The organism is Pontimicrobium sp. IMCC45349 (assembly GCF_047219225.1).
In the GTDB taxonomy this organism is placed as follows: Bacteria; Bacteroidota; Bacteroidia; order Flavobacteriales; family Flavobacteriaceae; genus IMCC45349.
The window spans coordinates 849,169-874,993 of sequence record NZ_CP178208.1 but is presented as its reverse complement, the minus strand read 5'-3'; the positions used below and the strand labels follow the sequence as shown (position 1 = coordinate 874,993).

Below are 25,825 nucleotides of genomic sequence, written 5' to 3'. Positions count from 1 at the left end.
AATTAGAGAAGTTTCTAATTTGTAGTTTTTGTATTAACTTAATTCTTTTTCAGATGAAAACTTTATTAAAAATTTTCATTTGCTTATATGTTATTTGTTTGTTTTCATGTAAAACAGAAACAAATTCAAGCATATCAGAAACAACACAAGTTGTAGTGTCAAACACTTCACTCGATAAAGTAGAACCACCACATTGGTGGATAGGTTTTAAAGATCAAGCACTTCAATTATTAGTAAAAGAAGATAATATTGGAAGTTATACACCAGAAATAAATTATTCTGGCATTTCAATTGATAAAGTACATACAGCAAAAAGTAAAAACTACTTGTTTATTGATTTACAAATAGCAAATAACACAAAAGCAGGAAAATTTGATATTGTGTTTAAGAAAGAGAATGGTGAAGAAAAAACGCATACTTACGAACTAAAAGATAGAGTGAAAGCTTCAGATGAATATTTTGGTTTTGATAGTTCAGATGCTATTTTCTTAATCACTCCAGATCGTTTTGCAAATGGTGATGAATCTAATGATATTGTTCAAGGACTTAACGAAACATTGATTGATAGAACTCATGGTTATAAAAGACATGGAGGAGACTTAAGAGGAATTATTAACCATGTAGATTATATTCACGATTTAGGTTATACAGCCATTTGGCCAACTCCTGTTTTGATTAATGACATGTATGATGGTTCATATCATGGTTATGCAATTACAGATTATTATCAAGTAGATCCACGTTTTGGGACTATGGATGATTATAAAGAGTTGTCCTTTTCACTCAAAGAAAAAGGCATGAGTTTAATCATGGATCAAGTTGCTAATCATTGCGGATTAGAACATTGGTGGATGAAAGATTTACCTTTTGATGATTGGGTAAATAACCAAAAAAATTACGAAGACAATATTGATAATTGGAATTGGGAAACAAATATAAACTCTAATCATCGACGTACTACAAATCAAGATTTCTATGCTTCAGAAAGCGATAGAAGTGGAAATACAGATGGTTGGTTTGTAGCTGCAATGCCAGATTTAAATCAACGCAATCCATTCATGGCTAAATACATTATTCAGAATAGTATTTGGTGGATTGAAACCTTAGATTTAGGAGGTATTCGTCAAGATACGTATCCTTATCCAGACAAAGCATTTATGGCAGATTGGGCTGGAGCTATTATGAGTGAGTATCCAAACTTTTCTATTGTTGGTGAAGAATGGAGCTATAATCCATTATTAGTTGCTTATTGGCAAACAGGACATCCAAATAAAGATGGTTACGAATCTAACTTAACTTCTGCTATGGATTTCCCAATGATAAAAGCTATTAAAGAAGGTTTAAAAGAAAAAGAGTCTTGGGATAAAGGATTAGTGAAAATGTATGAAGGCTTAGCAAATGACTTCATTTATACAACGCCAAATGACATGATGGCTTTTATGGATAACCATGATAAAAGTCGTGTGTTTACTGAGTTTGGAGAAGATGCAACTTTAACAAAAATGGCAATGGGTTATATGCTGTCTTTACCAAGAATTACTCAAGTATATTATGGAACCGAAATCTTAATGGATGATACTTCAAATCCTGGAGATCATGGATTAATTAGAACTGATTTTCCAGGAGGCTGGAAAGGTGATAAGGTCAATGCATTTACTGGAGAAGGTTTAACAGAAGATCAAAAAAGCATGCAAGATTTCATGAAGCGGATACTTAATTATCGAAAAAATAGTACTGCAATTCATGATGGAGAAACCATTCATTTTGCACCATTTATGGGAACTTATATCTTGTTTAGAATGCTAGAAGATGAAGTTGTAGCAGTAATAATAAACAAAAATGAAGAACCAATTACTTTAGATTTAAAACGCTATTCTGAAATTGGTCTAGAAGGTAAAAAATTAAAAAACATTATTTCAGATGAAGAATTCACCTGGAATGATTCAATAACATTAAACGAAAAAGGAATAACTATTCTAACAACAAAACTGTAATGAAAAAATTCATGTTATTCCTTGTTGCAGTAACAATGTTAAACTGCAAAGGACAAGAAAAAAAAGAAGTTGAAAAGCAGGTTCAAGAACTACAAATTGTAGCAGAAGATTTAGATAGCATCAATCTATCTAGCGGAACAATAAAACGAGTTATTGAGTTTCCTTCAGAATATGTTCGACCAAGAAATGTGGATGTTTGGTTACCTGAAGGTTATTCCAAAGACAAAAAATATGCAGTTTTATATATGCACGATGGACAAATGTTATTTGATGCTACAACCACTTGGAATAAACAAGAATGGAAAGTAGATGAAGTGGCTTCACAATTAATGAAAGACCAAAAAACTCTAGATTTTATTGTTGTTGCTATGTGGAATCATGCAGATATTAGACATCCTAATTACTATCCTCAAAAACCTTTTGAATCATTACCACAAAAATATAGAGATTCAATAGTTAATGTTGCTAAGAAACAATATGGAAGCGATTTTAAATCACCAGACTCTGATAGTTATTTAAAGTTTATAGTTGAAGAGGTAAAACCTTATATCGATGCAAATTATTCGGTAAAAACAGATACTCAGAACACCTTTATTTCAGGTTCAAGTATGGGAGGATTAATCTCTATGTATGCATTATGTGAATATCCAAATGTTTTTGGAGGTGCAGCATGCTTATCAACTCATTGGCCTGGAATTACACCTTATGAAGGGAACCCAATTCCAGAGACATTTTTTAAGTATTTAGAAGAAAAGTTACCTTCTCCTAAAACACACAAAGTATATTTTGATTACGGAACTGCAACCTTAGATAAATTTTATTTACCATATCAACATAGAGTTGATGAGTTGTTAAAACTTAAAGGATTTGATAAATCCAATTCAAGAAACCTGAAGTTTGAAGGACATGCACATGATGAGATTTCTTGGGCAAAACGTTTAGATATTCCATTAACCTTTTTAATGAAAAAATAAGTTGTCATGCTGAGCTTGTCGAAGCATCTCAATAACGAAAAAATGAAACAAATAAATATACTTTTAATTCTAAGTTTTCTGTTTACTCAAGCATTATTAGCTCAAGTAACATTTGTTGTAAACGACCTACCCGATAATCACAATTTCAATGAGTCATTATATATTTCTGGAAGTTTCGAAGGATGGTCAGGAGGACGAGAAGAATTGCAACTAAACAAAGTTGATGATACTTACCAAATTACTTTAACTGATATTCCTTGTAATATTTTATACAAATTCACACTTGGCTCTTGGGCTTCAGTTGAAATGGATGCTGATGGAGTTAGTATTGAAAACAGAACGTATTCTTGTGAAGATGGAAAAGATACAGTTTATGTATCTATAGAAAGTTGGACAGGAGACATTGAAGATGTTGTACTATCTACAGCTCATAAAAATGTTCAGGTTATTTCTGAAGAATTTGAAATTCCTCAGTTAAACACAACAAGAAAAGTTCAAATTTATCTACCTCCTAATTACGAAGCTTCAAATGAAAACTTCCCTGTTATTTATATGCATGATGGTCAAAATGTATTTGATGTTAAAACCTCATATGCTGGTGAATGGGAAGTAGATGAAACGCTTAACAATTTATACTACGATGCTAATTTTAGTGCTATTGTTGTAGCTATTGATCATGGTGAAGAAAATAGAACAAAAGAATACATTCCATATAACTTTCCACGAATTGAAAGCACACAAGGAAAAGATTATGCACGTTTTTTAGTTGAAACATTAAAGCCTTATATCGATGAGAATTTTAGAACGCTAAAAGATAAAGATAACACAGCAATCATTGGGAGTTCTCTTGGAGGATTGATTAGTCATTATATTGCTTTAGAGTATTCAAATGTATTTGGGAAGGCAGGTGTATTTTCACCATCATTTTGGGTGTCTGAAGAAGCCTATGATTTGGCAAAACAAAAAAGTAAACAAGCTAATAATCGTATATTTTTCTTAATGGGAGGACGCGAAAGTGAAAAAGCTGTTCCTAATATGAACAGAATGCTGCAAGTAATGAAAGATTCAGGATTCAATTCTGATAACATACATCGAAAAGTAGTTGAAGAAGGTCAGCATAACGAGCAATTATGGCGAGAGAATTTTGAAGAAGCAATTCTTTGGTTATTTGATTTTACAAAGCCAGTAAGAACTTTTGTTAATGCAGAAGAAACTGAAAATGGAATCTTAGTCAAAGTGTCAGATGGCGAATATCACATCAAATTTTATTCAGATGAAATTGTTGAAACGTCATTCATTCCTAATGGAGAAGAATTTAATAAAGATAGTCATGCTGTGATTAATGAACCTTACCTTCAATATCGTCCTCAAATTTATGAAGGTAAAATTGCTAGTGGTGAAGAAATTTATCGTTTGAATACGCATAATATATCTGTAACGATTATTAAATCTCCATTTCAAATTTTATATCACAATGCTGATAAATTAATCACTTCAGAAAAAAGAGGCTATCACAAAACCGAAGTTGGCGAAGCCATTTCTCTCAACTTAGCCGAAGATGAAATTTTATTTGGAGGAGGAGCAAGAGCACTTGGAATGAATCGTCGTGGAAATAGATTGCAATTGTATAATAAAGCACATTATGGTTATGAAGAACGTTCACTGTTAATGAATTATACAATGCCAATAGTTGTATCTTCAAATCAATATATGATTCACTTTGATAATGCTCCAATTGGTTATTTAGATTTAGATAGTAAAGGTGATGATACACTGACTTATGAAACCATTTCAGGACGTAAAACCTATCAAGTTATTGTTGGAGATACTTGGGAAGATTTAATTGATAACTATACAGATTTAACAGGAAAACAACCAATGCCACCACGTTGGGCTTTAGGTAATTTTTCAAGTCGATTTGGTTACCATTCACAAGCTGAAACAGAAAGAACTATTGACGCATTCAAGCAAGAAAACATTCCTGTAGATGCTATTATTTTAGACTTGTATTGGTTTGGAAAAGATGTTCAAGGAACCATGGGGAATTTGGAAGTTTACAAAGATTCTTTTCCAGATTTTAAAGCCATGACATCTAACTTAAAGCAAAAAGGTGTAAAAACAGTTGTTATTACTGAGCCTTTTGTATTGACAACCTCTAATCGTTGGGAAGAAGCCGTTAAAGAAGATATTTTAGCTAAAGATTCAATAGGTAATCCATATACATATGAATTCTTTTTCGGAAATACAGGACTCATAGATATATACAAATCAAAAGCTGAAAAATGGTTTTGGAATATTTATAAAGACATTGCAGATTTAGGAGTTGATGGTATTTGGGGAGACCTAGGAGAACCTGAAGTACATCCTTCAGAATTATTACATTACACAGGAACTGCAGATGAAGTTCATAATATTTATGGACATGATTGGGCAAGATTAGTGTATGAAGGTTATGCAAAAGATTTTCCTAATCAACGACCTTTTATTTTAATGCGAGCTGGTTATTCAGGTACACAACGCTACGGAATGATGCCTTGGTCTGGAGACGTAAACAGAACTTGGGGAGGAATGAGAAGTCAACCAGAAATTGCACTCCAAATGGGAATGCAAGGTTTAGGTTATATGCATTCAGATTTAGGAGGTTTTGCTGGTCCAAATTTAGATAATGAGCTATACACTCGTTGGTTGCAGTATGGTGTGTTCAATCCAATTTATCGTCCTCATGCTCAGGAAGATGTTGCAAGTGAACCTGTTTTTAGAGGTGAAAATACTAAACAACTTGCTAAAGAAAGTATAGAGTTACGATACAAATTATTACCATATAATTACAATTTAGCATTCGAAAACAATCAAAAAGGATTGCCTTTAATGCGACCACTGTTTTTTGAAGAATCTAGTGCAGAGTTGTATACTAATTCATCAACATACCTTTGGGGAAATGACTTTTTAATAACTCCAATCTTAAATTCTGAAGAAGAAAAAGTAGAAGTTACTTTTCCAAAAACTAATCACTGGTTTGATTTCTATACAGATGAAAAAATTTCAGGAGGACAAACAAAATTTGTTGAAACAAGAACCAATTCTATTCCTACTTATGTGAGGGCAGGAGCATTTATACCAATGGCAAGATTGGTGCAATCAACGGATGATTACGAGTTTAATAATTTCGATTTACATTTTTATCATGATGCTTCAATTAAGGAAAGTAAACGTGAATTATACAATGATGATGGATTGACCAAAGAAGCTTTTGAGAAAAGTAATTATGAAATTTTAGAATTTGAGTTTAAACAAGAAAATAGAAGTTTAGAGTTTGAATTTGAAGCTGAAATTGGAGTTAATTATGAAAAAGAGCAAAAAGAAATAAGGTTAATTATTCATAATTTAGGAGAAACCCCAAAACATGTAAAGATAAATGGGAAACGAAGAGTATTTTACTTAGTGAATAATGGCAAAAACATCGTAATTCCTATTACCTGGAATACCTCAAATAAAATAGAGTTGACAATTAAATTAAAGAAATAAACAATGAAACGATTACTAGCATTCATTTTAGTATTCACAGTATTAGTAGCTTGTAAAGAGCAAACTAAAACAGATGTAACTGAGAAAAAAGAGGAAGTTAAAACTGAGATTGAACCTGTTTCAGTTGATATGATGGAAACTGCCATTATATACGAAGCAAACATTAGGCAATATTCTCCAGAAGGAACTTTTGATGAATTCACAAAGGATATTCCAGAGATAAAAAAACTAGGAGTAAAAGTTATTTGGTTAATGCCAATTTTTCCAATTTCAAAAACTAATAGAAAAGCTACTGGAGGAAAATTTGCTTCAGAATTTCCAGAAGAAGAACAAGCAAAATATTTAGGTAGTTATTATGCTGTAACAGATTTCACGAAGATAAATCCAGAATTTGGAACTATTGAAGACTTTAGAGAATTAGTGCAAACAGCTCATGATAACGGAATCTATGTAATATTAGATTGGGTGCCTAATCATACAGGTTGGGATCATACGTGGTTAACTACAAATCCTGATTATTATACACAAGTGGATGGAAAAGTGATTCATCCAGAAGGAACTGATTGGACTGATGTTGCTGATTTAAACTACGACAATCAAGACATGAGAAAAGCTATGATAGCTGATATGATGTATTGGATTACTGAAGAAGGAATAGACGGATTTAGATGTGATGTTGCTGGTTCAGTACCAACAAATTTCTGGGAAGAAGCGATTCCTCAATTAAGAGCAAAGAAAGAATTATTCATGTTAGCTGAAGCTTGGGAACCAGAATTACTAAAAGGCGAATTATTTGATATGGCTTACGCTTGGGATGGTCATCATTTAATGAATGCAATGGCAAAAGGTGAAAAAGGAATTAAAGATTTCGAGGATTATATGACCAAAACATCTGAACGCTATGAAGCTGATGATATTCTTATGAATTTTGTGACTAACCATGACGAAAATTCTTGGAATGGAACAATTAAAGAAAGAATGGGAGACGCTTCAGAATTAATGACTGCTTTGAGTTATATTAAACCTGGAATGCCATTAATTTACACAGGACAAGAATACGATTTAAGTCACAGATTAAAGTTTTTCGAGAAAGATTCTATACCAAAAACTAAAGGTGCAACTTGGGAATTACTAGATAAATTGGGTAAATTAAAAACTACTAGTTCAGCACTTAATGGAGGAAAAAAAGCTGCTAGTTTTACTACAGTTGACACTGATAATGACAATGTGCTTAACTTCTTTAGAGAAAAAAATGGTGTGAAAGTATCATTTATTGGTAATTTCTCTAATGAAGAGCAACAAGTTACTATGAAAGAAGGTAAAGCTTTAGATTATATGTCAAATTCTAAAGTAGAATTCAAAAGTGGAGATAAGCTAACTTTAAAGCCTTATGAATATAAAATCTTAATTGACTAATATGAAACAAATTCTTTTAATCACTTTTTTAGCATTAATAGTAAGTTGTGAAAATCAAACAACAAACCAAGACGAGAAAACTGTAAAAACTCAAGAAACTAATGTTTTAGTAGTTAATAGACCTTTCAATTGGCATGCAGCAACAGTTTACTTCCTATTAACTGATAGATTCAATAATGGTGATACTGCTAATGATACCAACTTTGATAGAAACTTAGAGACAGGTAAACTTCGTGGTTTTGAAGGTGGTGATATTAAAGGTGTGACTCAAAAAATTAAAGAAGGTTACTTTACCAATTTAGGAGTCAATGCCATTTGGATGACACCAATTGTAGAGCAAATTCATGGAGCAACAGATGAAGGCACAGGAAACACCTATGGTTTTCATGGTTATTGGACAAAAGATTGGACAAAGATTGATCCAAATTATGGTACTAAAGAAGATTTAAAAGAATTAGTTGAAGAAGCACACAAAAAAGACATTCGAATTGTTTTAGATGCTGTAATCAATCACACAGGACCAGTTACAGAGAAAGATCCTGTTTGGCCAAGTGATTGGGTTCGTACAGAGCCTCAATGTAAATATGATAATTACGAAAATACTATCACATGCACATTGGTAAAAAACTTACCAGATATTAAAACTGAAAGCAACGATGCAGTTGAGTTACCTCCTCAATTAGTTGAAAAATGGAAAGCAGAAGGTCGTTATGAGCAAGAAGTTGCTGAATTAGATGCATTTTTTAAAAGAACAGGACATCCTCGAGCACCACGTTTCTACATCATGAAATGGTTAACAGATTACATTACTGAATTCGGAATTGATGGTTACAGATGTGATACAGTAAAACATACTGAAGAATACGTTTGGGAAGAATTCAAAAAAGAATGTGACTATGCCTTTTTAGAATATAAAAAGAGCAATCCAGATAAAGTATTAGATGAGAATGACTTCTATCTAGTTGGTGAAGTTTATAACTATGGAATTTCTGGTGGAAAACTATTCAATTTTGGAGATAAAGAAGTTAACTATTTTGACAATATGTTTACTAGTCAAATCAATTTTGAATTTAAGTGGAATGCAGCTCAAATGCCAATTCAAGACTTTTTTGCCAAATATGATAATGCATTACAAACAGACTTAAAAGATTTTGGTGTTTTAAACTATTTGAGCTCACATGACGATGGTCAACCATTCGATCCAAAACGTGAAAAAACATATGAAACAGCTAATAAATTATTGTTATCACCTGGAGCTTCACAAATCTATTATGGCGATGAACTAGCACGTTCTTTAGTTATTGAAGGTACAGTTGGAGATGCAACATTACGTTCAAACATGAATTGGAATGAAATGCCTTACAAACAAGATATTTTAATTCACTGGCAAAAATTAGGTCAGTTTAGAAATAACCATCCAGCAATTGGAGCAGGAAAACACGAAGTAATTTCTGAGAGTCCATATATATTTTCAAGAAGCTACATTAAAGGTGATTATCACGATGTAGTAGTTGCTGGGTTAGATTTCCCCCATAAAACACCAGTTGCTATTGATGTGTCTGCCATGTTTAAAGATGGAGAAGTATTAAATGATTTCTATTCAGGAGTAAGGTATACTGTTATGAATGGCACTGTAGTTATTGATACATATGAAGGTGTTATTTTATTAGAAAAACTAACACAAAAATAAACCATGAAACTAAAAATAGCATTATTAATTCTTATTACTTGTTTTGCTTGTAGCTCACCATTAAAACAGGCATCAGTAAGTTCGCCTAATAAAGCAATAACAGTAAACTTTAATTTAACCGAAGAGGGTGAGCCAACATATCAAGTGTTATTTAAAAATAAAGTTGTAGTTGATACTTCGTTTTTGGGGTTTGAATTTGTCGATTCCAAACCAATAAAAGATAATTTAGAATTGAAAGCATTCGGAACTGTTGCAAAAAAAGATTCTTGGGAAATGCCTTGGGGAGAACAGTTAGAAGTAGAAAATAAATACAATGAATTAATTGTGTTTTTAGTTGAAAAAGGGACTGACAGAAGTGTTAATGTAACTTTTAGAGTTCATGACGATGGTATTGGATTTAGGTATGAATTCCAACAACAAGATGGCTGGACAGAAGCTTTAATTAAAGAAGAAAAAACACAATTCAATCTTACACAAGATTATAAAACATTTTGGACTCCTGGAGATTGGGATATTTACGAGCATTTGTATAATACTACAAAGCTCTCAGAAGTTGATGCTTTGCAATTTGCTAATCACAAGAACTTAGCACAAACACATATTCCAAATAATGCTGTAAATACACCAGTTACTTTGGTTGGAGAAAATGGATTGCATTTAAGTTTTCATGAAGCAGGTTTGGTTAATTATTCGGGAATGACTTTAGGTGTAGATACTGAAAATTTAAGTTTGGAAAGCATTCTAGTTGGTTCAGAAAATACAGGATATAAGGTAAAAAGAAAGCTACCTTTCAAAACACCTTGGAGAACTATTCAAATTGCTGATAATGCTCCAGATTTAATAGAATCTAATTTAATAGTAAATCTAAACGAACCAAGTAAAATTCAAGATATGTCATGGTTTACACCAATGAAATATACAGGAGTTTGGTGGGAAATGCATCTTGGGAAATCCTCTTGGGATTATGGAATGACAAAGGATGAAAACGGAAATTGGGTTGATACAGGAAAAGCTCATGGACGTCATGGAGCTACTACTGAAAACGTAAAACGTTTCATTGATTTTTCAGCAAAAAACAATATTAAAGGGGTTTTAGTTGAAGGATGGAATACAGGTTGGGAACATTGGATTGGTTTTGAAGAAAGAGAAGGTGTTTTTGATTTCGTAACTCCTTATCCAGATTACAATTTAGACGAAGTTGTAGCTTATGCTAAATCAAAAGATGTGGAGATTATTATGCATCATGAAACATCTGCTGCAACCGAAACTTATGAGAAACAACAAGACACTGCTTTTGCATTAATGCAGAAATACGAAATGCATGCTGTAAAAACTGGTTATGTTGGTAGAATTCTTCCAAAAGGCGAATATCATCATGGACAGTACATGGTTAATCAGTATAACAATACTGTTGAAAAAGCAGCTAAATATCAAGTAGCAATAAATGCTCACGAACCAATAAAAGCAACAGGTTTAAGACGTACGTATCCAAATACTATTTCACGTGAAGGATTACGTGGGCAAGAATTTAATGCGTGGTCTTCAGATGGTGGAAATCCACCAGAACATTTACCAATTGTTGCGTTTACACGTATGCTCGCTGGACCAATTGATTATACTCCTGGAATTTTCAATATTAAGTTTAATGAATACAAAACCGAAAATCAGGTAAATACAACGCTTGCGCAGCAATTAGCATTGTATGTGGTTATTTATAGTCCTGTGCAAATGGCTGCTGACTTAGTTGAGCATTATGAAGCAAACCCAACAGCTTTACAATTCATTAAAGATGTTGGAGTAGATTGGAAGCAAACTAAAGTTTTAAATGGAGAAGTTGGTGATTATGTCACGATTGCGAGAGAAGAACGTGAAACAGGAAACTGGTTTTTAGGTAGTATTACAGATGAAAATGCTAGAAAATTAGAAATTTCTTTAGATTTTTTAAAAGAAGGAAAAACTTATTTGGCAACCATATATAAAGATGCTAAGGATGCACATTGGAATGATAATCCGACTGCATTTGAAATAGAGCAAGTTGAAGTTACAAGCTCATCTAATTTAAATTTAAATTTAGCCGAAGGTGGAGGTGTAGCTATTAGTCTAATTGTTAAATAACTAAACATATGTAAAATGAAATCAACTGTATTTGTACTTGTTTTATTCTTTCTGCAATTAAGTTATGGTCAGGTAGGAATAGGAACTACAAACCCCCAAAGTACTTTAGATGTTAACGGAAACTTATCACTCAAAGTGGTAGATGTCGAAGGAGGAAACTTTGCAAACAAGGCAAATATAGATGATGGTGTTTACATAAACCTTAAACCTAATAATGGAGCTGTAAATAATGGGAATGATTTTGAATTACCAGATGCAGCCTTGTTTCCAGGAAGGATATATATTTTAAGAAATGTAAAGGATTGTGATGACGCATACATTTATTCTGTATCTGGATCTTTCTTTGCGGGAAACAGTAGAACTGCAAGCACTGAGCCAATTACAATGAATGCAGATTGTGCAACCACTGGAGCAGTTACAAAAACACTCATTTTTATAAGTGATGGCATTAATTGGACTTATGGACATTTAGGTTTTTAAAAACACTAAAAAATTTAACATTTTATCGGTAACAAATCGGTTGTTAGATAGTCTTACATTTACCGACTAAATCATTATTACTAACTTTGCATACAAATTACTTTGGTAATGACAACAATGAACAACCTTTCAGAATCGCCAATGATTTTAAAAATAAGCTTTAATAAGCTTATTGAACAGTATGAAATATTGGCTAAAAGTGATGACGAGTTTTTAGCAGCAAAGGCTAGAAGAGTTCTTAGAACTCAGGAGAATTTCCCTGAGTTAAGAGAAGGATTTACAGATTATTCTTTATTAGATAAATACAAAAATGAAATAGGTGTAATTTTGCAGGATTTATTTAGTTCGGTATTGACTAATAATGAAATAAAAACAGCGTCTGTTCCTTTTGAAAATATCATATTTAATTCATCAGAGCGTTTTAAGAAGATTGTAAATACTGCTGGTAAAGATTATGAGTTGAAAATAAAAAATATGCCTGATGATGATAGGTATATTATAGCGTGTACAATTATTTTAAACTTTTTGTATGGTTATAATTTAAATTTTAAAAGGCCGTTTTATTATGAAATTCCTGATGCAGAAGGTATCATGCGTTATTATAAAATCTTATATAATGCAGATTTTACTGAAATTATAGCAACAGATAAAGCTAAGCCAATTACACAAGAAGATTTTGATGAATTATTAGATAACTTTGATAATATAGATATATGGAAAGAAAAATTCCCTCCTAATAGTTATATTTTTAAGGGTTTTGTGATTTCTAATATGTTTGATGTTACTGATGATCAATCTATATCTAATATAAAAACAACTTTAATTGGAGAAGACAAGAGGAAAGAGGAAGGTTTTATGGATCAATTCCATGAAATTTTTAGGTCGTTACTTGGTATAAAAGATATTAAGGTTGGTTTTTCTATTTATAATCAAGAAGAAGATGGGTTTGAGCATGTGTATGGAGTAGGAATGAACAGTTATTTACTAAATAATTTAGAGAGTGCGAGTTGTTCTGATTCATTGTGTGAATGGTCGTATAATAGACTTTTAAAAGAGCATAAATATTTTACTATATCTAATGTTGAACGTTTATTTGAGCTTTCTAAAGGCGAAGCACCACATATAAGGGTATTACATGAGCAAGGTGTACAAAGTGCTATTTTTGCACCAATAGCTAATGATGATGGTTTAATGGGTATTCTTGAAATTGTGTCTGATAAACCAAAAGTTTTAAATAGTATTAATGCTAACAAATTAGATGATGTAATGCCATTTATTATATCAGCTATTGAGCGTTCAAAAAAAGACGAAGAGAATTTAATAGAAGCAATTATTCAAAAAGAATGTACTTCTATTCATCCAAGTGTACATTGGAAGTTTGAAAAAGAAGCTAGAAATTTTATTAAAGACGACTTAAATGGTAAGGAGCCTAGTTTTAATAAAATAGCTTTTGATAACATTTACCCATTATATGGACAGATAGATATTAAAGGTTCTTCAGAGGCTAGGAATTCTGCTACTAAAAAAGATTTAACGTTACAACTAACTGCTGTTAAGTCTATTTTAATAAATGCATTAAAAATAGAAGCACTTCCAATTTATGAGCAATTTACATATCAAATAGATAATTACTTAAAGGACTTAAAAGAACACTTTCAAGTAGATAGTGAACAACAAATTGCAGCTTTTCTTGAAAATGATATCGAGCCAATGCTTAATCATTTGTATGATTTTGATGCTCTTAAAAGCGAGATTGATGTTTACTCAAGCAGTTTAGATACTAAAGTAAATGTATTGTATAATCATAGAAAACAATATGATGACACCATAACTTTAATTAATAAAGAGATGGCTTATTTACTTGATAAAAAGCAAGAGGACGCGCAAAAAATGTATCCACATTATTTTGAACGTTTTAAAACTGATGGTGTCGAGCATAATATGTACATAGGAGAGTCTATTACTAAAGAAGATAGTTTTAATCCAGTGTATCTATATAATCTTAGGTTATGGCAATTGCAAATTATGTGTGAGATGGAAAATGCTTACTACCAAATGCAATCAGACTTTCCAATTCAATTAGATGTAGCTTCAATGATTTTAGTATTTAATCAACCATTATCAATAAGTTTTAGAATGGATGAAAAACAATTTGATGTTGATGGTACTTATAATGCACGTTATGAGATTGTAAAAAAACGAGTAGATAAAGCCTTTATTAAAGGTACAAATAAACGTATTACAGATAAAGGGAAGCTTACCATTGTATACTCTCAAAAACAAGATGAATTAGAGTATTTAAGATATATTAAGTTTTTACAGTCTAAAAACTATTTAGATACTGATGTGGAAATTGTTGAATTACAAGATTTACAAGCAGTAACTGGGTTAAAAGCTATTAGAGTAAGCGTACTTTATCATAAAAGTAAAGACGATAAAGCTTTTTATACTTACAATGATTTAATGAAAGAAATTAAGTCTTAAAAATAGTAGTAAGAATTATTTTTAACATCTACATCTATAGCTTTAAGTGCAGTAGTTTTTTCTGTTGAAACTTTTGGCTTAAGAGGAACAGGTTGCTTTGTGAAAGATATAGCAAAAGCAGTTACACTTACAATAATACCAACCATAAATACAGTATAAGTAAGTCGTAAAATTTTATATTTTTTGTCTAAAACTTTTCCAAGAAAATATAAATCCTTTTTCATTGAAGAGTATAGATAATCTCTGTCTTGCATCATTTCTCCCATTGCCCATTCAAACTCATCTAGCTTCATTTTATGGAAATTACCAAAAAACAATAAGTTTACTTTTTTATTAGCCACATCTTCTTTTGTAAACTTACCACTAGTAACATTTGGTCTAGTTGCTAGGATAGATAAAATGATTGATGCTACGGTAAAGGCAACAAATATTATAGTAGGAACAATTAAATATTCGTTAGAAGGGTTGTCAAGCTTAGAAACTAAATTTGACAATACCAAAGACACAATAATAGCATTAACAGAAAGTAAAATATTTGCTTTAGTATCAGCAATGTTACTTAGAGTTATATGATTTTTTAAAGTAACCCTAAACATTGTTTCAATACCTCTTTCTGGAAGCTTTGATTTGTTTAGTTTTAACTTGTGCTCAGCATCTTTTTTCTTACTTTTTTTATCTTCTTGCTTGTGCTTTTTTAATTGTTTAAAAAGAGAAGCTAAATTTTTATCTTTTCCTTTTTGCCAATTTTCAAGGGCAAATGAAGTGTGAAATCTATGGTTTTGTGTAAAGAATGATATGTTTTCTTGAGTCCATTCAATATCATTAAAATGTTTGTCACAATTACTTTCCCACTCATTACGTAGTAACTCACTAATTTCAAAGTAACTTTTACTCTTAAAATGAGCACAATCAGCATCACATATTATTTTTTCTAAAAGTGTTGTTGGGTCATGCTTCATTTTAGTTGCCATAATTAAGCGAGACACTTTTTCTATAAGGGTATTATCTGCTTCTTGAGATTGAAGAAACTCACGAGCCATTTCAACACCTTTTTCTTCATGATTTTCAATGCTTTTTGTATAGCCAATATCATGAAACCAAGCAGCAATAATTAATAATTGAGCATCTTCCTCTTGTATCTGTTCTCCTTCAATAAGCTCTTTTGTGTGTTTGACAACACGTTGTGTGTGACCTAGGTTATGATACACAAATGTATGAGGTAAGTCATGCCTTAATAATGAAGTAACATGCTTTTCAGTTGCAACAATTAAATTATTCATATGCTATAATTGGTTTTAGTAAAAATACTAAACTTTAGTTATATTCAACAACGTATTATTTGGTCGTAAATTATAGTATAACTTTCATTGTTGCAAAATAGGCAATTTGTAAGTAATAAACCCTTTTTTCGACCTATGCTTAGTCAAAGCATATAATATTAATTAACAAAGAAAGGAACCAATAATATGCTTACTTGGAAAGATATAATAAATTTTTCTGTTAATGGAAATCTAACTCCAGATAAAAGAATAGAAAAAACAGAAACTGAATGGAAATCTCAACTTACTTCAGAACAATTTAGAATTACAAGACTAAAAGGAACCGAACGACCACATAGTGGAGATTTATGTACTATCTATGATGAAGGAAAATATAATTGTGTTTGTTGTAATGCTCCTTTATTTGATTCTACAATAAAGTTTAGCTCAGGAACAGGTTGGCCAAGTTTTACTCAGCCTATAAAAGAGAATGCTATTAAATATGAGCGTGATACTTCTTATGGTATGGTAAGAGTTGAGGTAATGTGTAATACTTGCGATGCGCATTTAGGACATGTATTTCCTGATGGCCCAGAACCTAGTGGTTTACGTTATTGTGTTAATTCAGAGTCTATGCTATTAGAAAAGGAGGCTAATAATGAGTAAAGACTTAAAGTTAGCTACAGTAGGAGGTGGTTGTTTTTGGTGTACAGAAGCTGTTTTTCAAGAAGTGAAAGGAGTGCAAGAAGTAGTTTCAGGATATTCTGGAGGTAATGTTCCTGGACACCCTACTTATAGAGAAATTTGCTCAGGTTTAACTGGTCATGCAGAAGTAATACAAATTACTTATGATGCTAATATTATTTCATATGAAGACATTTTGGTCATTTTTATGACAACTCATGACCCAACCACTTTAAATAGACAAGGAGCAGATGTTGGTACTCAATATCGATCAGTAATTTATTATCATGATGAAATTCAAAAAGAAATTGCTGAGACAGTCTTGAGTAAATTAGCATCTTACTTTGATAATCCAATAGTAACAGAAATTAGTCCATTAGATGTTTTTTATGAAGCAGAAAAAGAGCATCAAGATTTTTATAAAAACAATCAAGATTATGGATATTGCAATTTTGTTATAACACCTAAGCTAACAAAATTACGTCAGTTACACGCCGATAAATTAAAGTCATGATAATTAAATTATATGGAGCAGAACGCTGCCATAAAACACAATACTATAAAGCATTTTTGGAGGCACGTAATTTAGGTTACGTGCTTCTTGATGTTGAACTAGATGAAAATGCTGCTATTGAATTAAGAGCTTTGTATGAAAATGGGAAGCTTAATTTTCCAACAATTACTATTGATAACAAAAAACTTAGAAATCCATCAGACAAGGATTTAAAGAAATGGTTGAATAAATTAAAGTATAATGAAAAACACTAAGCTTAACATTAAGAAAAAAAATGGCTTGAAGTTACAAGCTTACTTGGAATTGCCAGCAAATCAAAAACCAGAACACTATGCTGTTTTTGCTCATTGTTTTACATGTTCTAGTTCACTTAGCGCAGTAAGAAATATAAGTAGAGCGTTAACTAATTATGGATTTGGAGTTGTGCGTTTTGATTTTACTGGATTAGGTCGTAGTGAGGGTGAATTTGCAGATAGTCATTTTTCAGCAAATGTTGAAGATTTAATAACAGTTAGCAATTATATGGCAACTCACTATGAAGCACCTTCACTACTAGTTGGGCATTCATTAGGTGGTGCAGCAGTTTTAACTGCTGCGTCAAAATTAGAAGATGTAAAGGCAGTTGCTACAATTGGAGCGCCTGCAACTGTAACTCATGTTAAACATTTATTTACTTATGAATCTAGTCAGTTAAAAAAAGAAGGGCATACCAAAATTGATATAGGTGGGAGGCCGTTTAATATTGATAGGGAATTTATTGAAGATTTTAGTAAAACCGATTTGCCTTCAATAGTTAAAAAGTTAAGAAAGCCATTATTGATTTTACATTCTCCAATAGATACTATAGTAGGAATCAATAATGCAGAACAAATATATCACAGCGCACATCATCCAAAAAGCTTTATAACATTGGATAATGCAGATCATTTATTAACAAATGCTAAGGATAGTATTTATGTTGGGAGTGTAATTGGAACTTGGACAAAACATTATTTTGAACCTAAGGATCATCAATCGTTAGATGTAAAAGGAGAACAAGTTGTTGGACATTTAAAATTAAAAGAAGATAATTTTACTACCTCAATTCAAACAAAAAAGCATCAATTTATTGCAGATGAGCCAATAACTATAGGAGGTGATGATTTTGGTGCTTCTCCTTACGAATACTTGAGTGCTAGTTTGGTAGCTTGTACTGCTATGACTTTAAAAATGTACGCAGAGCGAAAAAATTGGGACTTAAAGGAAGTGTTTGTATACGTTACACATTCAAGAAAACATAGTGACGATTTGGATATAGATGTAGAAAAGCCAACATATTTAGACCATATGAATAAAAAGCTAAAGTTTATTGGTAACTTAGATGATAAACAAAAACAACGTTTAAAAGAAATTGCTTCTAAATGTCCAGTACATAAAACATTAGCTAGTAATGTTGCTTTTGATACAATAGTGTTAGAGGATTAAAGAGTTATTATTACCTTTATATCAAGTAAAATTATCTATATGAAATTCAAGAATAATATTGTTCTTCTAGTTATATCGCTTTTAATATTAAATGCTTGTGCTACATATAAGGCTCAATATAAAAATGAAGAAAAGGATAAAACTTTTCCACAAGAAGCAGAAATTGAGCATTCATTTTATCTAATTGGTGATGGAGGTAATTCGCCAATAGGCACAAAAACAAAAGCATTAATTGATTTTCAATCAGAGCTTACAAATGCTTCAAAAAATAGTACAGCTTTGTTTTTAGGGGATAATATTTATCCATCTGGAATGCCTGATAAAAAAAATGATGGGCGAGCTTTTGCAGAACATCAATTAAATGTGCAAACAGAAGCTGCAAAGGATTTTAAGGGAAGAACAATTTTTATACCAGGGAATCATGATTGGTATAGTGATGGATTAGAAGGTTTAAAGAGGCAAGAAAAGTATATTGAAGACAAGTTAGGTAAAAATACCTTTTTACCTGAAAACGGATGCCCAATAAAAAAGGTAAACATTTCAGATAATATAGTTTTAATAATTATCGATTCGCAATGGTATCTTGCAGATTGGGATAAGCATCCAACAATTAATGATGATTGTGAGTTTAAAACAAGAGTGCAGTTTTTTGATGAGTATGAGAGTTTATTAAAGAAGAACAGAAGCAAAACTACGATTGTAGCATTACATCATCCTATGTTTACTAATGGAACTCATGGAGGACAATATGGAATGGAACAACATTTATTTCCAACTGGAGGAAAAGTGCCTTTACCTGTTTTAGGGTCGTTAGCAACATTTATTAGAAAAACAGGAGGTGTTTCTACAACAGATAATCAAAATAAGAAATATAGAGAGTTTCAAAAGCGTATGGTTACCCTATCTCAAGAAAATGAGAATGTAATTTTTGTATCTGGACATGACCATAATTTACAATATATAGTAGAAGACAATTTACCACAAATTATTAGTGGTTCTGGCTCAAAAACCAATCCAACTAGAAATGTTGATGGTGGTCAGTTTTCTTATGGAACTCAAGGATATGCTAGGTTAGATGTATTTAAAGATGGATCATCATATGTTCGTTTTTATGAAGCAGGAACAGAGAAATTAGTTTTTGAAACTCAGGTCTTAAAGCCTAATCCTGTTGAAGAGCTTAAAGATTATCCAGAAGATTTTCCTAGTGAAGTAACTGCATCTATATATTCTGAAGAAGAAACGAATAAAAGTAAGAGTTATAAAAAGTTTTGGGGTGAACGTTATCGAAAATATTTTGGTACAAATGTATCTGCCCCAACTGTTAATTTAGATACTTTATTTGGAGGTTTAAAACCAGTTAGAAAAGGAGGTGGTAATCAATCTAAATCATTAAGATTAGAAGATACAGATGGAAGAGAGTATGTAATGCGTGCATTACGTAAAAATGCTGTGCAATATTTGCAAGCAGTGGCATTTAAAGATCAGTATATTAAAGGGCAATTTGATGATACTTATACCGAAGATTTACTTCTAGATGTATTTACTGGATCACATCCTTATGCACCATTTACAATTGCTACACTTGCTGATGCGGTAGGTGTTATGCATACAAATCCAGTTCTGTATTATATACCTAAACAAAATGCTTTAGGCGTTTATAATAATGAGTTTGGTGATGAGCTGTATATGATAGAAGAGCGTGCTGCTGATGGACATGGTGAGAAAGCAAGTTTTGGGTTTTCAAATGAACTTATAAGCACTCACGACATGTTAAAGGAGTTACGTAAGGATGAAGATAATATTCTTGATGAACAAGCTTATGTAAGGGCTAGGTTGTTTGATATGCTTATTGGCGATTGGGATAGACATGAAGACCAATGGCGTTGGGCTAAGTTTAAAGAAAATGGAAAAACAATTTATAGACCAATGCCTAGAGATAGAGACCAAGCATATTCTATTATGGCAGATGGTTCATTGTTAAAATTTGCTACAAGTGTAATTCCAGATTTAAGACTGATGAAATCTTATGATCAAGAACTTAAAAGCCCAAAGTGGTTTAATTTAGAGCCTTATCCTTTAGATGTAGCCTTAATAAATCAAGCAACAAAAACAGATTGGGATGAGCAAGTAGTGCATATTACAACCAACTTAACCAATGAGGTGATTGATGAAGCTTTTACATTTTTTCCAGAAGAAGTTTCAGATGAAACGGTTAATATTATAAAAAACAAGTTAAAAGGAAGGAGAGCTAATCTTCAAAAAATTGCAGATTCATATTTTAAAAATGTAAATAAATATGCTGTTGTTAAAGGAACAGATAAAGACGATTTATTTGAAATTGAGCGTATAAATAACACTACTAAAGTAACAGGGTATAGAATTCAAAAAGGGGAAAAGGGAGAGAAGTTTCATGAAAGAGAATATACTAAAGCAAGTACAAAAGAAATTTGGATTTATGGTTTAGATGATGATGATGTATTTAAAGTTTTTGGAGATGGTACCGAGTTAATAAAAGTACGTATTGTTGGAGGTCAAAACAAGGATACTTACAATATTGAAAATGGTAGTAAAGTGAAGGTTTATGATTATAAGTCAAAGAAGAGTGAGTTTATAACTTCTAAAGGACAAAAGAAATTAACCGATAATTACGATGTAAATATTTATGATTATAAAAAACCAAAATACAATTCTAATATGCTAATACCTGTAATAGGGAGCAATCCTGACGATGGTTTAAAAATAGGGTTTGTAGATACTTATACAAGATATGGTTTTGAAAGAAATCCTTTTTCTGCACAACATACCTTCTCAGCTTCTTACTATTTTGCAACAAATGGTTATGATTTTAATTATTTAGGAGAAATAGCAAATGTTGTTGGAACTTGGAATTTAGGTGTTGAAGCAGACTTTACAAGTCCTAATTATAGCATTAACTTTTTTGGCTATGGAAACGAAACTATAAATCCTAATGTTGAAGATGAAGATACTTACGATATGGATTATAATCGTGTAAAGTTAAGTACGCATAGATTAGCACCTTCATTAATTTGGAGAGGAGACTTAGGCGCTAGTTTTAGAGTTGGAGTGAATTATGAGTTTATAGAAGTAGAAGATACTAAGGATAGGTTTATAAATACTTTTTATGTTGAAAATGGTGAAGAAAAAGAAGAAACCTATGCTGGAGTTGATGCAATTTATAATTTTAGAAATGTTGATAATGAAGCCTTCCCAACCTTAGGGATGGAAGCCAATTTAGAGGTTGGTTATAAAACTAATTTGAAAGACTCTAATAACTTTGGCTACATCATTCCATCGTTAGCTTTTGATTATAAACTATCCTCAAACGGACAATTAGTGTTGGCTACCAAAGTAAAAGGTCATGTAACTTTAGGTGATGATTTTGAATTTTATCAAGCAGCATCATTAGGAGCTAGTGATGGACTTCGTGGTTATAGAAATAATAGATTTACTGGAAAGAATGCGTTTTACCAAAATACAGATATTAGACTAAACTTGAGAAAACTAAAAACAGGATTGTTACCGCTTAATATTGGTATTTATGGTGGTGTAGACTATGGGCGTGTTTGGGTTGATGGTGAAGACTCTGATAAATGGAATAATTCCGTTGGAGGAGGTGTGTTCTTTAATGCAGCAGATATGATGACAGGTAACATATCTGCATTCAATAGTAATGATGGACTCCGTTTAGCTTTTAGAATCGGATTTGGATTCTAGTTTAATATTTTAAGGTTATAACTCTACCATTTCTTAAAACCGTAATTTGAAAATTAGAGTCTTTTGTTATGTCTTTTGCAACATTAGCAATGTCAATTAATGACTGATCTGTGACTTCAAAAGTTACATTGTTAAAAGTTAAAATAATGTCGCCTCCTAGTATGAGTTTTCTGTTTTTTATAATGGCTTCAGTAGTACCTCCTTTAACACCCATTTTATCAAAAATAGATCCTGAAGCTACACGCTGCACAAGTAAACCGCTTTTTTGAGGTACATTTAATATGGCTGTTTCTTCGGGTGATAAAGGATGTAATTCTCCACCAAGCCAAGGCATTTTGTTATTTAATAATAAATAGGATGCTAAATTAGAACTACAGGCATATCCAATGCCTTGGAAGCCACCAGTTTTAGTAGCTATATGACTTACAATTCCTATAACTTCTCCATCAAGATTAAACATTGGTCCACCAGAATTGCCCTGATTAATAGCAGCATCAGTTTGAATAAAATCTACTGTTGTAAAAGGGTTTTTGCCCATAGATTGTCTTTTAAAACCACTAACATAACCTGACGATAAAGAATGATCTATGCCAAAAGGAGCACCAACAACAAAAACCTGCTGACCTACTTTAACGGAGTCTGAGTCTCCAAAAGTTACAGTAGTTGGATTTATTTTAGGATGCTCAAGTTTTATAAGTGCAATATCAGCACTTTGATAAGTTGAAATAACTTTAGCATTAATAACTTCATTGTCTACAAAAAGCACTTTTAAACTTTCAGGAACTTTAACCACATGTGCAGCAGTTACAATTAAGTCTCTAGAAATTAAAAAACCAGACCCTAAATTATTAGTAGTCACTTGTGTAGATTCGTTATTGCCATTAGTAACTATTGAGTTTTCTTGAGTGTAAATAACTACAACCGCAGGATTTACTTTGCTGTAAATGCTAGATAAATCTTGAGCGTTAATTGAAAAAACACATAATATTAATGCTATAGTAGATATGATTTTATTTGAGTTCATATATGAAAAAAGTAACTGTTACATTACAAAATTACACAACTAATTCTAGTAAACCCAAATAAAAACACTTAGGTGCTTTATATTTAAGCGTAGCTTTTAATTATATTTGAGATAAATAAGTTTATATATGAAAAGAGCATATCTTTTTCTCATTGTAGTTTTGTTAAATGGCATTTTGCTTGCTCAAAACAAACCTACTTACCATATTGGATTGTTAATTGACAATCTTTCTTCTGAGGTAGAGCCTATTATTTTAGAAATGCAAAACGAAATTAAAGCTGTAGTTGGCGAAGATGCTACTATAGTTTTTTTGCCTTATAATAAAACAACAAATAATTTCGATGTTCAAAAAGTAAGAGCTAATTATAATAGTTTAATTGAAGGTAAGGCAGATATAATATTGGCTTTTGGAACCATTAGTAATGTAATTGTAGGGCAGCAAGAGGAACATGTAAAGCCTACAATATTATTTGGAGCTGTAAATAGTGATGTCATAAAAATTGATAAAACACGAACAACTTCAGGAATACATAACTTTAATTTTTTAGTAACATCTCAATCTTACTCTAGAGATTTAAAAACATTTAAAGAGATTGTTGACTTTAAAAATGTAGCAGTTTTGGTTGAAGATTTTCTTCCCGATTTAGTATCTATTGAAGCTACTTTAGACAAGGAGGTAGCAGCGCTTAATGCTTCTTATAAGCTTATTCCTTTTCAAAATATTGACGACATAAAAAGTAATTTACAAGGTGTTGATGCTGTTTATATGGCTGGAGGGTTTTTTCTTAATGACTCTGAAATAGAAGACTTATCTAACTTTTTTATAGAGAATAATTTACCGTCATTTACAGCTACACATGTAGATGATGTAGCAAAAGGGCTAATGGCTACAAATCAATCGGAAGAAAATTTAAGTCGTTTTTTTAGAAGAATAGCTTTAAATGTAGAAGCAATTGTTAATGGTGTAGATGCTTCAGAATTATCAGTTTATATAGACTATAATAACAAATTGACAATAAACTATAATACTGCTGAACAAGTAGGTGTGCCAATTAGATATAGCTTAATAGCAACAACAAATTTTGTTGGAGATTATAAAAAAGTAGTAGCTGAGAAAAAGTATAACCTCTTAGAAGTTATTAACCAGACGGTGAATAATAATCTGTCTTTGCAATCTGAAAAACAAAAAGTAGCTTTAAAAGAACAAGATGTTAAAGATGCTAAAAGCAATTACTTGCCTGAGCTTTCTGCTTCTGCTACAGGAACATACCTTGATCCTGATTTAGCCGAAATTTCTGGTGGTCAAAATCCAGAGTATAGAACTAGCGGTAATATAAGTTTAACACAAACCTTATATTCTGAGGCAGCTACAGCAAATATTAAGATTCAAAGTCATTTACAAAAGGCAGAGCAAGAAAACTATAACGCTGCAGAATTGGATGCTGTTTTGAATGCTTCGACAGCATATTTCAATACGCTTATTTTAAAAGCAAATACATTAATACAATCTGAAAATCTAGAAGTAACTAAACGTAATTTAGAAATAGCACAGCAAAACTATGATGCTGGAGAAGCTGGTAAAATGGATGTTTTACGTTTTCGAAGTGAATTAGCTCAAAATACACAAGCCTTTGTGGAAGCTGTAAATCAATTAGATCAGGCACGTTTTGCTTTAAATGCTGTTTTAAATAATCCAATAAATTTTAAGTTGGATGTTGATGAAGCTGAGTTGTCCAAAGGTATTTTTGAAAATTATAATTATGAACAATTAGGCGAGTTGATTGACGACCCTTCATTACGAAAGCAGTTTGTGAATTTCTTAGTACAAGAAGCGAAACAGAATTCTCCAGAAATCGCAGCTTTAGATTATAATTTAAAAGCAACTGAGCGTACTTTAAAACTAAATAGTTCTGGACGTTTTGTCCCAACTTTAGCGCTTCAGGGACAATATAATAGAGATTTCAATCAATGGGGAAAGGGAAGTATTCCTGAACCTGCATTAGATGATAATTATAATCTAGCTTTAAATTTGTCAATTCCTATTTTTAAGCAAAACAAGCAAAATATCAATAAGCAAATTGCTGAGATTCAAAAAGAGCAACTAGATATCAATAAGGATAATTTTGAATTGAATATCGAACGAAACATCAATGAAGCTGTACTCGATATTATTAATCAAATTGCCAATATCGAATTATCTAAGATTTCTGAACGTACTGCTAAAGAAAGTTTAGATCTAGTTCAAGTATCTTATTCCAATGGAGCTGTACCAATTGTTCAGTTGATAGACGCTCAACGCAACTATTTACAAGCACAACAGTCAAAAGCTAATGCAACATATAATTATTTGTTAAGTTCTATGCAACTAGAACGTTATTTAGGACAATTCTTTCTGTTAAATACTGAAGCAGAAAATCAAGATTTTATCAGACGATTTAACGCATTTTTACTCACTAATAATTAATAA

The 25,825-nt window shown here is 31.6% G+C and carries 16 protein-coding genes; 14 read left to right on the top strand and 2 right to left on the bottom strand.

From position 1 onward, the window contains the following. Window positions 1–53 precede the first annotated feature (53 nt). The 8 genes from ACLII3_RS04100 (at window position 54) to ACLII3_RS04065 (ending at window position 14,678) form a co-directional block, all read left to right on the top strand. Complete coding sequence (locus tag ACLII3_RS04100; RefSeq protein WP_412986690.1) at window positions 54–1,994, top strand: glycoside hydrolase family 13 protein; 1,941 nt, start codon at window positions 54–56, stop codon at window positions 1,992–1,994. Beyond that, window positions 1,994–2,968, top strand: coding sequence for an alpha/beta hydrolase (locus tag ACLII3_RS04095; RefSeq protein ID WP_412986689.1), 975 nt, complete (start codon window positions 1,994–1,996; stop codon window positions 2,966–2,968). The genes ACLII3_RS04100 and ACLII3_RS04095 overlap by 1 nt, the downstream gene beginning before the upstream one ends. Window positions 2,969–3,010: 42 nt before the next feature. Next, window positions 3,011–6,493 (top strand): TIM-barrel domain-containing protein, encoded by a 3,483-nt coding sequence (locus ACLII3_RS04090; RefSeq protein ID WP_412986687.1) that lies wholly within the window; start codon window positions 3,011–3,013, stop codon window positions 6,491–6,493. 3 nt (window positions 6,494–6,496) lie between these two features. After that, a complete protein-coding gene (locus ACLII3_RS04085) occupies window positions 6,497–7,909 on the top strand; it encodes an alpha-amylase family glycosyl hydrolase (RefSeq protein ID WP_412986685.1) in 1,413 nt (470 codons plus the stop codon). A 1-nt stretch (window position 7,910) separates the two neighbouring features. After that, entirely contained in the window at window positions 7,911–9,599 is a 1,689-nt protein-coding gene (locus ACLII3_RS04080) for an alpha-amylase family glycosyl hydrolase (protein ID WP_412986683.1), read from the top strand. Between the two features lie 3 nt (window positions 9,600–9,602). Continuing rightward, window positions 9,603–11,714 (top strand): glycoside hydrolase family 97 protein, encoded by a 2,112-nt coding sequence (locus ACLII3_RS04075; RefSeq protein WP_412986682.1) that lies wholly within the window; start codon window positions 9,603–9,605, stop codon window positions 11,712–11,714. A gap of 15 nt (window positions 11,715–11,729) precedes the next feature. Next, window positions 11,730–12,194: a hypothetical protein gene (locus tag ACLII3_RS04070; RefSeq protein WP_412986680.1), complete on the top strand. Its 465-nt coding sequence runs from the start codon at window positions 11,730–11,732 to the stop codon at window positions 12,192–12,194. Between the two features lie 108 nt (window positions 12,195–12,302). After that, entirely contained in the window at window positions 12,303–14,678 is a 2,376-nt protein-coding gene (locus ACLII3_RS04065) for a GAF domain-containing protein (RefSeq protein ID WP_412986679.1), read from the top strand. Here ACLII3_RS04065 and ACLII3_RS04060 read toward each other — a convergent pair. After that, window positions 14,675–15,958, bottom strand: a complete 1,284-nt coding sequence (locus ACLII3_RS04060) for a Pycsar system effector family protein (protein ID WP_412986678.1) — start codon at window positions 15,956–15,958, stop codon at window positions 14,675–14,677. The genes ACLII3_RS04065 and ACLII3_RS04060 overlap by 4 nt on opposite strands. A 186-nt stretch (window positions 15,959–16,144) precedes the next feature. Between ACLII3_RS04060 and msrB the strand changes: the two genes are divergently transcribed. From msrB to ACLII3_RS04035, 5 genes are read left to right on the top strand one after another with little or no spacing between them, the layout of a single operon-like run. Then, a complete protein-coding gene (gene msrB, locus ACLII3_RS04055; RefSeq protein ID WP_412986676.1) occupies window positions 16,145–16,603 on the top strand; it encodes a peptide-methionine (R)-S-oxide reductase MsrB in 459 nt (152 codons plus the stop codon). Continuing rightward, entirely contained in the window at window positions 16,596–17,135 is a 540-nt protein-coding gene (msrA, locus tag ACLII3_RS04050; RefSeq protein ID WP_412986675.1) for a peptide-methionine (S)-S-oxide reductase MsrA, read from the top strand. The genes msrB and msrA overlap by 8 nt, the downstream gene beginning before the upstream one ends. Further along, the gene (locus ACLII3_RS04045) at window positions 17,132–17,389 is read left to right on the top strand and encodes a glutaredoxin family protein (RefSeq protein WP_412986673.1); all 258 of its coding nucleotides are present in this window, start codon (window positions 17,132–17,134) and stop codon (window positions 17,387–17,389) included. The genes msrA and ACLII3_RS04045 overlap by 4 nt, the downstream gene beginning before the upstream one ends. Then, on the top strand, window positions 17,376–18,599 hold the full coding sequence (locus tag ACLII3_RS04040) for an alpha/beta fold hydrolase (protein ID WP_412986672.1): 1,224 nt from the start codon (window positions 17,376–17,378) through the stop codon (window positions 18,597–18,599). Before ACLII3_RS04045 ends, ACLII3_RS04040 begins: the two co-directional genes overlap by 14 nt. 39 nt (window positions 18,600–18,638) lie before the next feature. Then, entirely contained in the window at window positions 18,639–22,334 is a 3,696-nt protein-coding gene (locus ACLII3_RS04035) for a metallophosphoesterase (protein WP_412986670.1), read from the top strand. A gap of 1 nt (window position 22,335) precedes the next feature. Here the strand turns inward: ACLII3_RS04035 and ACLII3_RS04030 are convergent, their stop codons facing one another. Then, complete coding sequence (locus ACLII3_RS04030) at window positions 22,336–23,358, bottom strand: S1C family serine protease (RefSeq protein WP_412986668.1); 1,023 nt, start codon at window positions 23,356–23,358, stop codon at window positions 22,336–22,338. 127 nt (window positions 23,359–23,485) lie between these two features. Here ACLII3_RS04030 and ACLII3_RS04025 point away from each other — a divergent pair, with 127 nt between their 5' ends. Beyond that, window positions 23,486–25,822: a TolC family protein gene (locus ACLII3_RS04025; protein ID WP_412986666.1), complete on the top strand. Its 2,337-nt coding sequence runs from the start codon at window positions 23,486–23,488 to the stop codon at window positions 25,820–25,822. The last annotated feature ends 3 nt before the right edge of the window (window positions 25,823–25,825 follow it).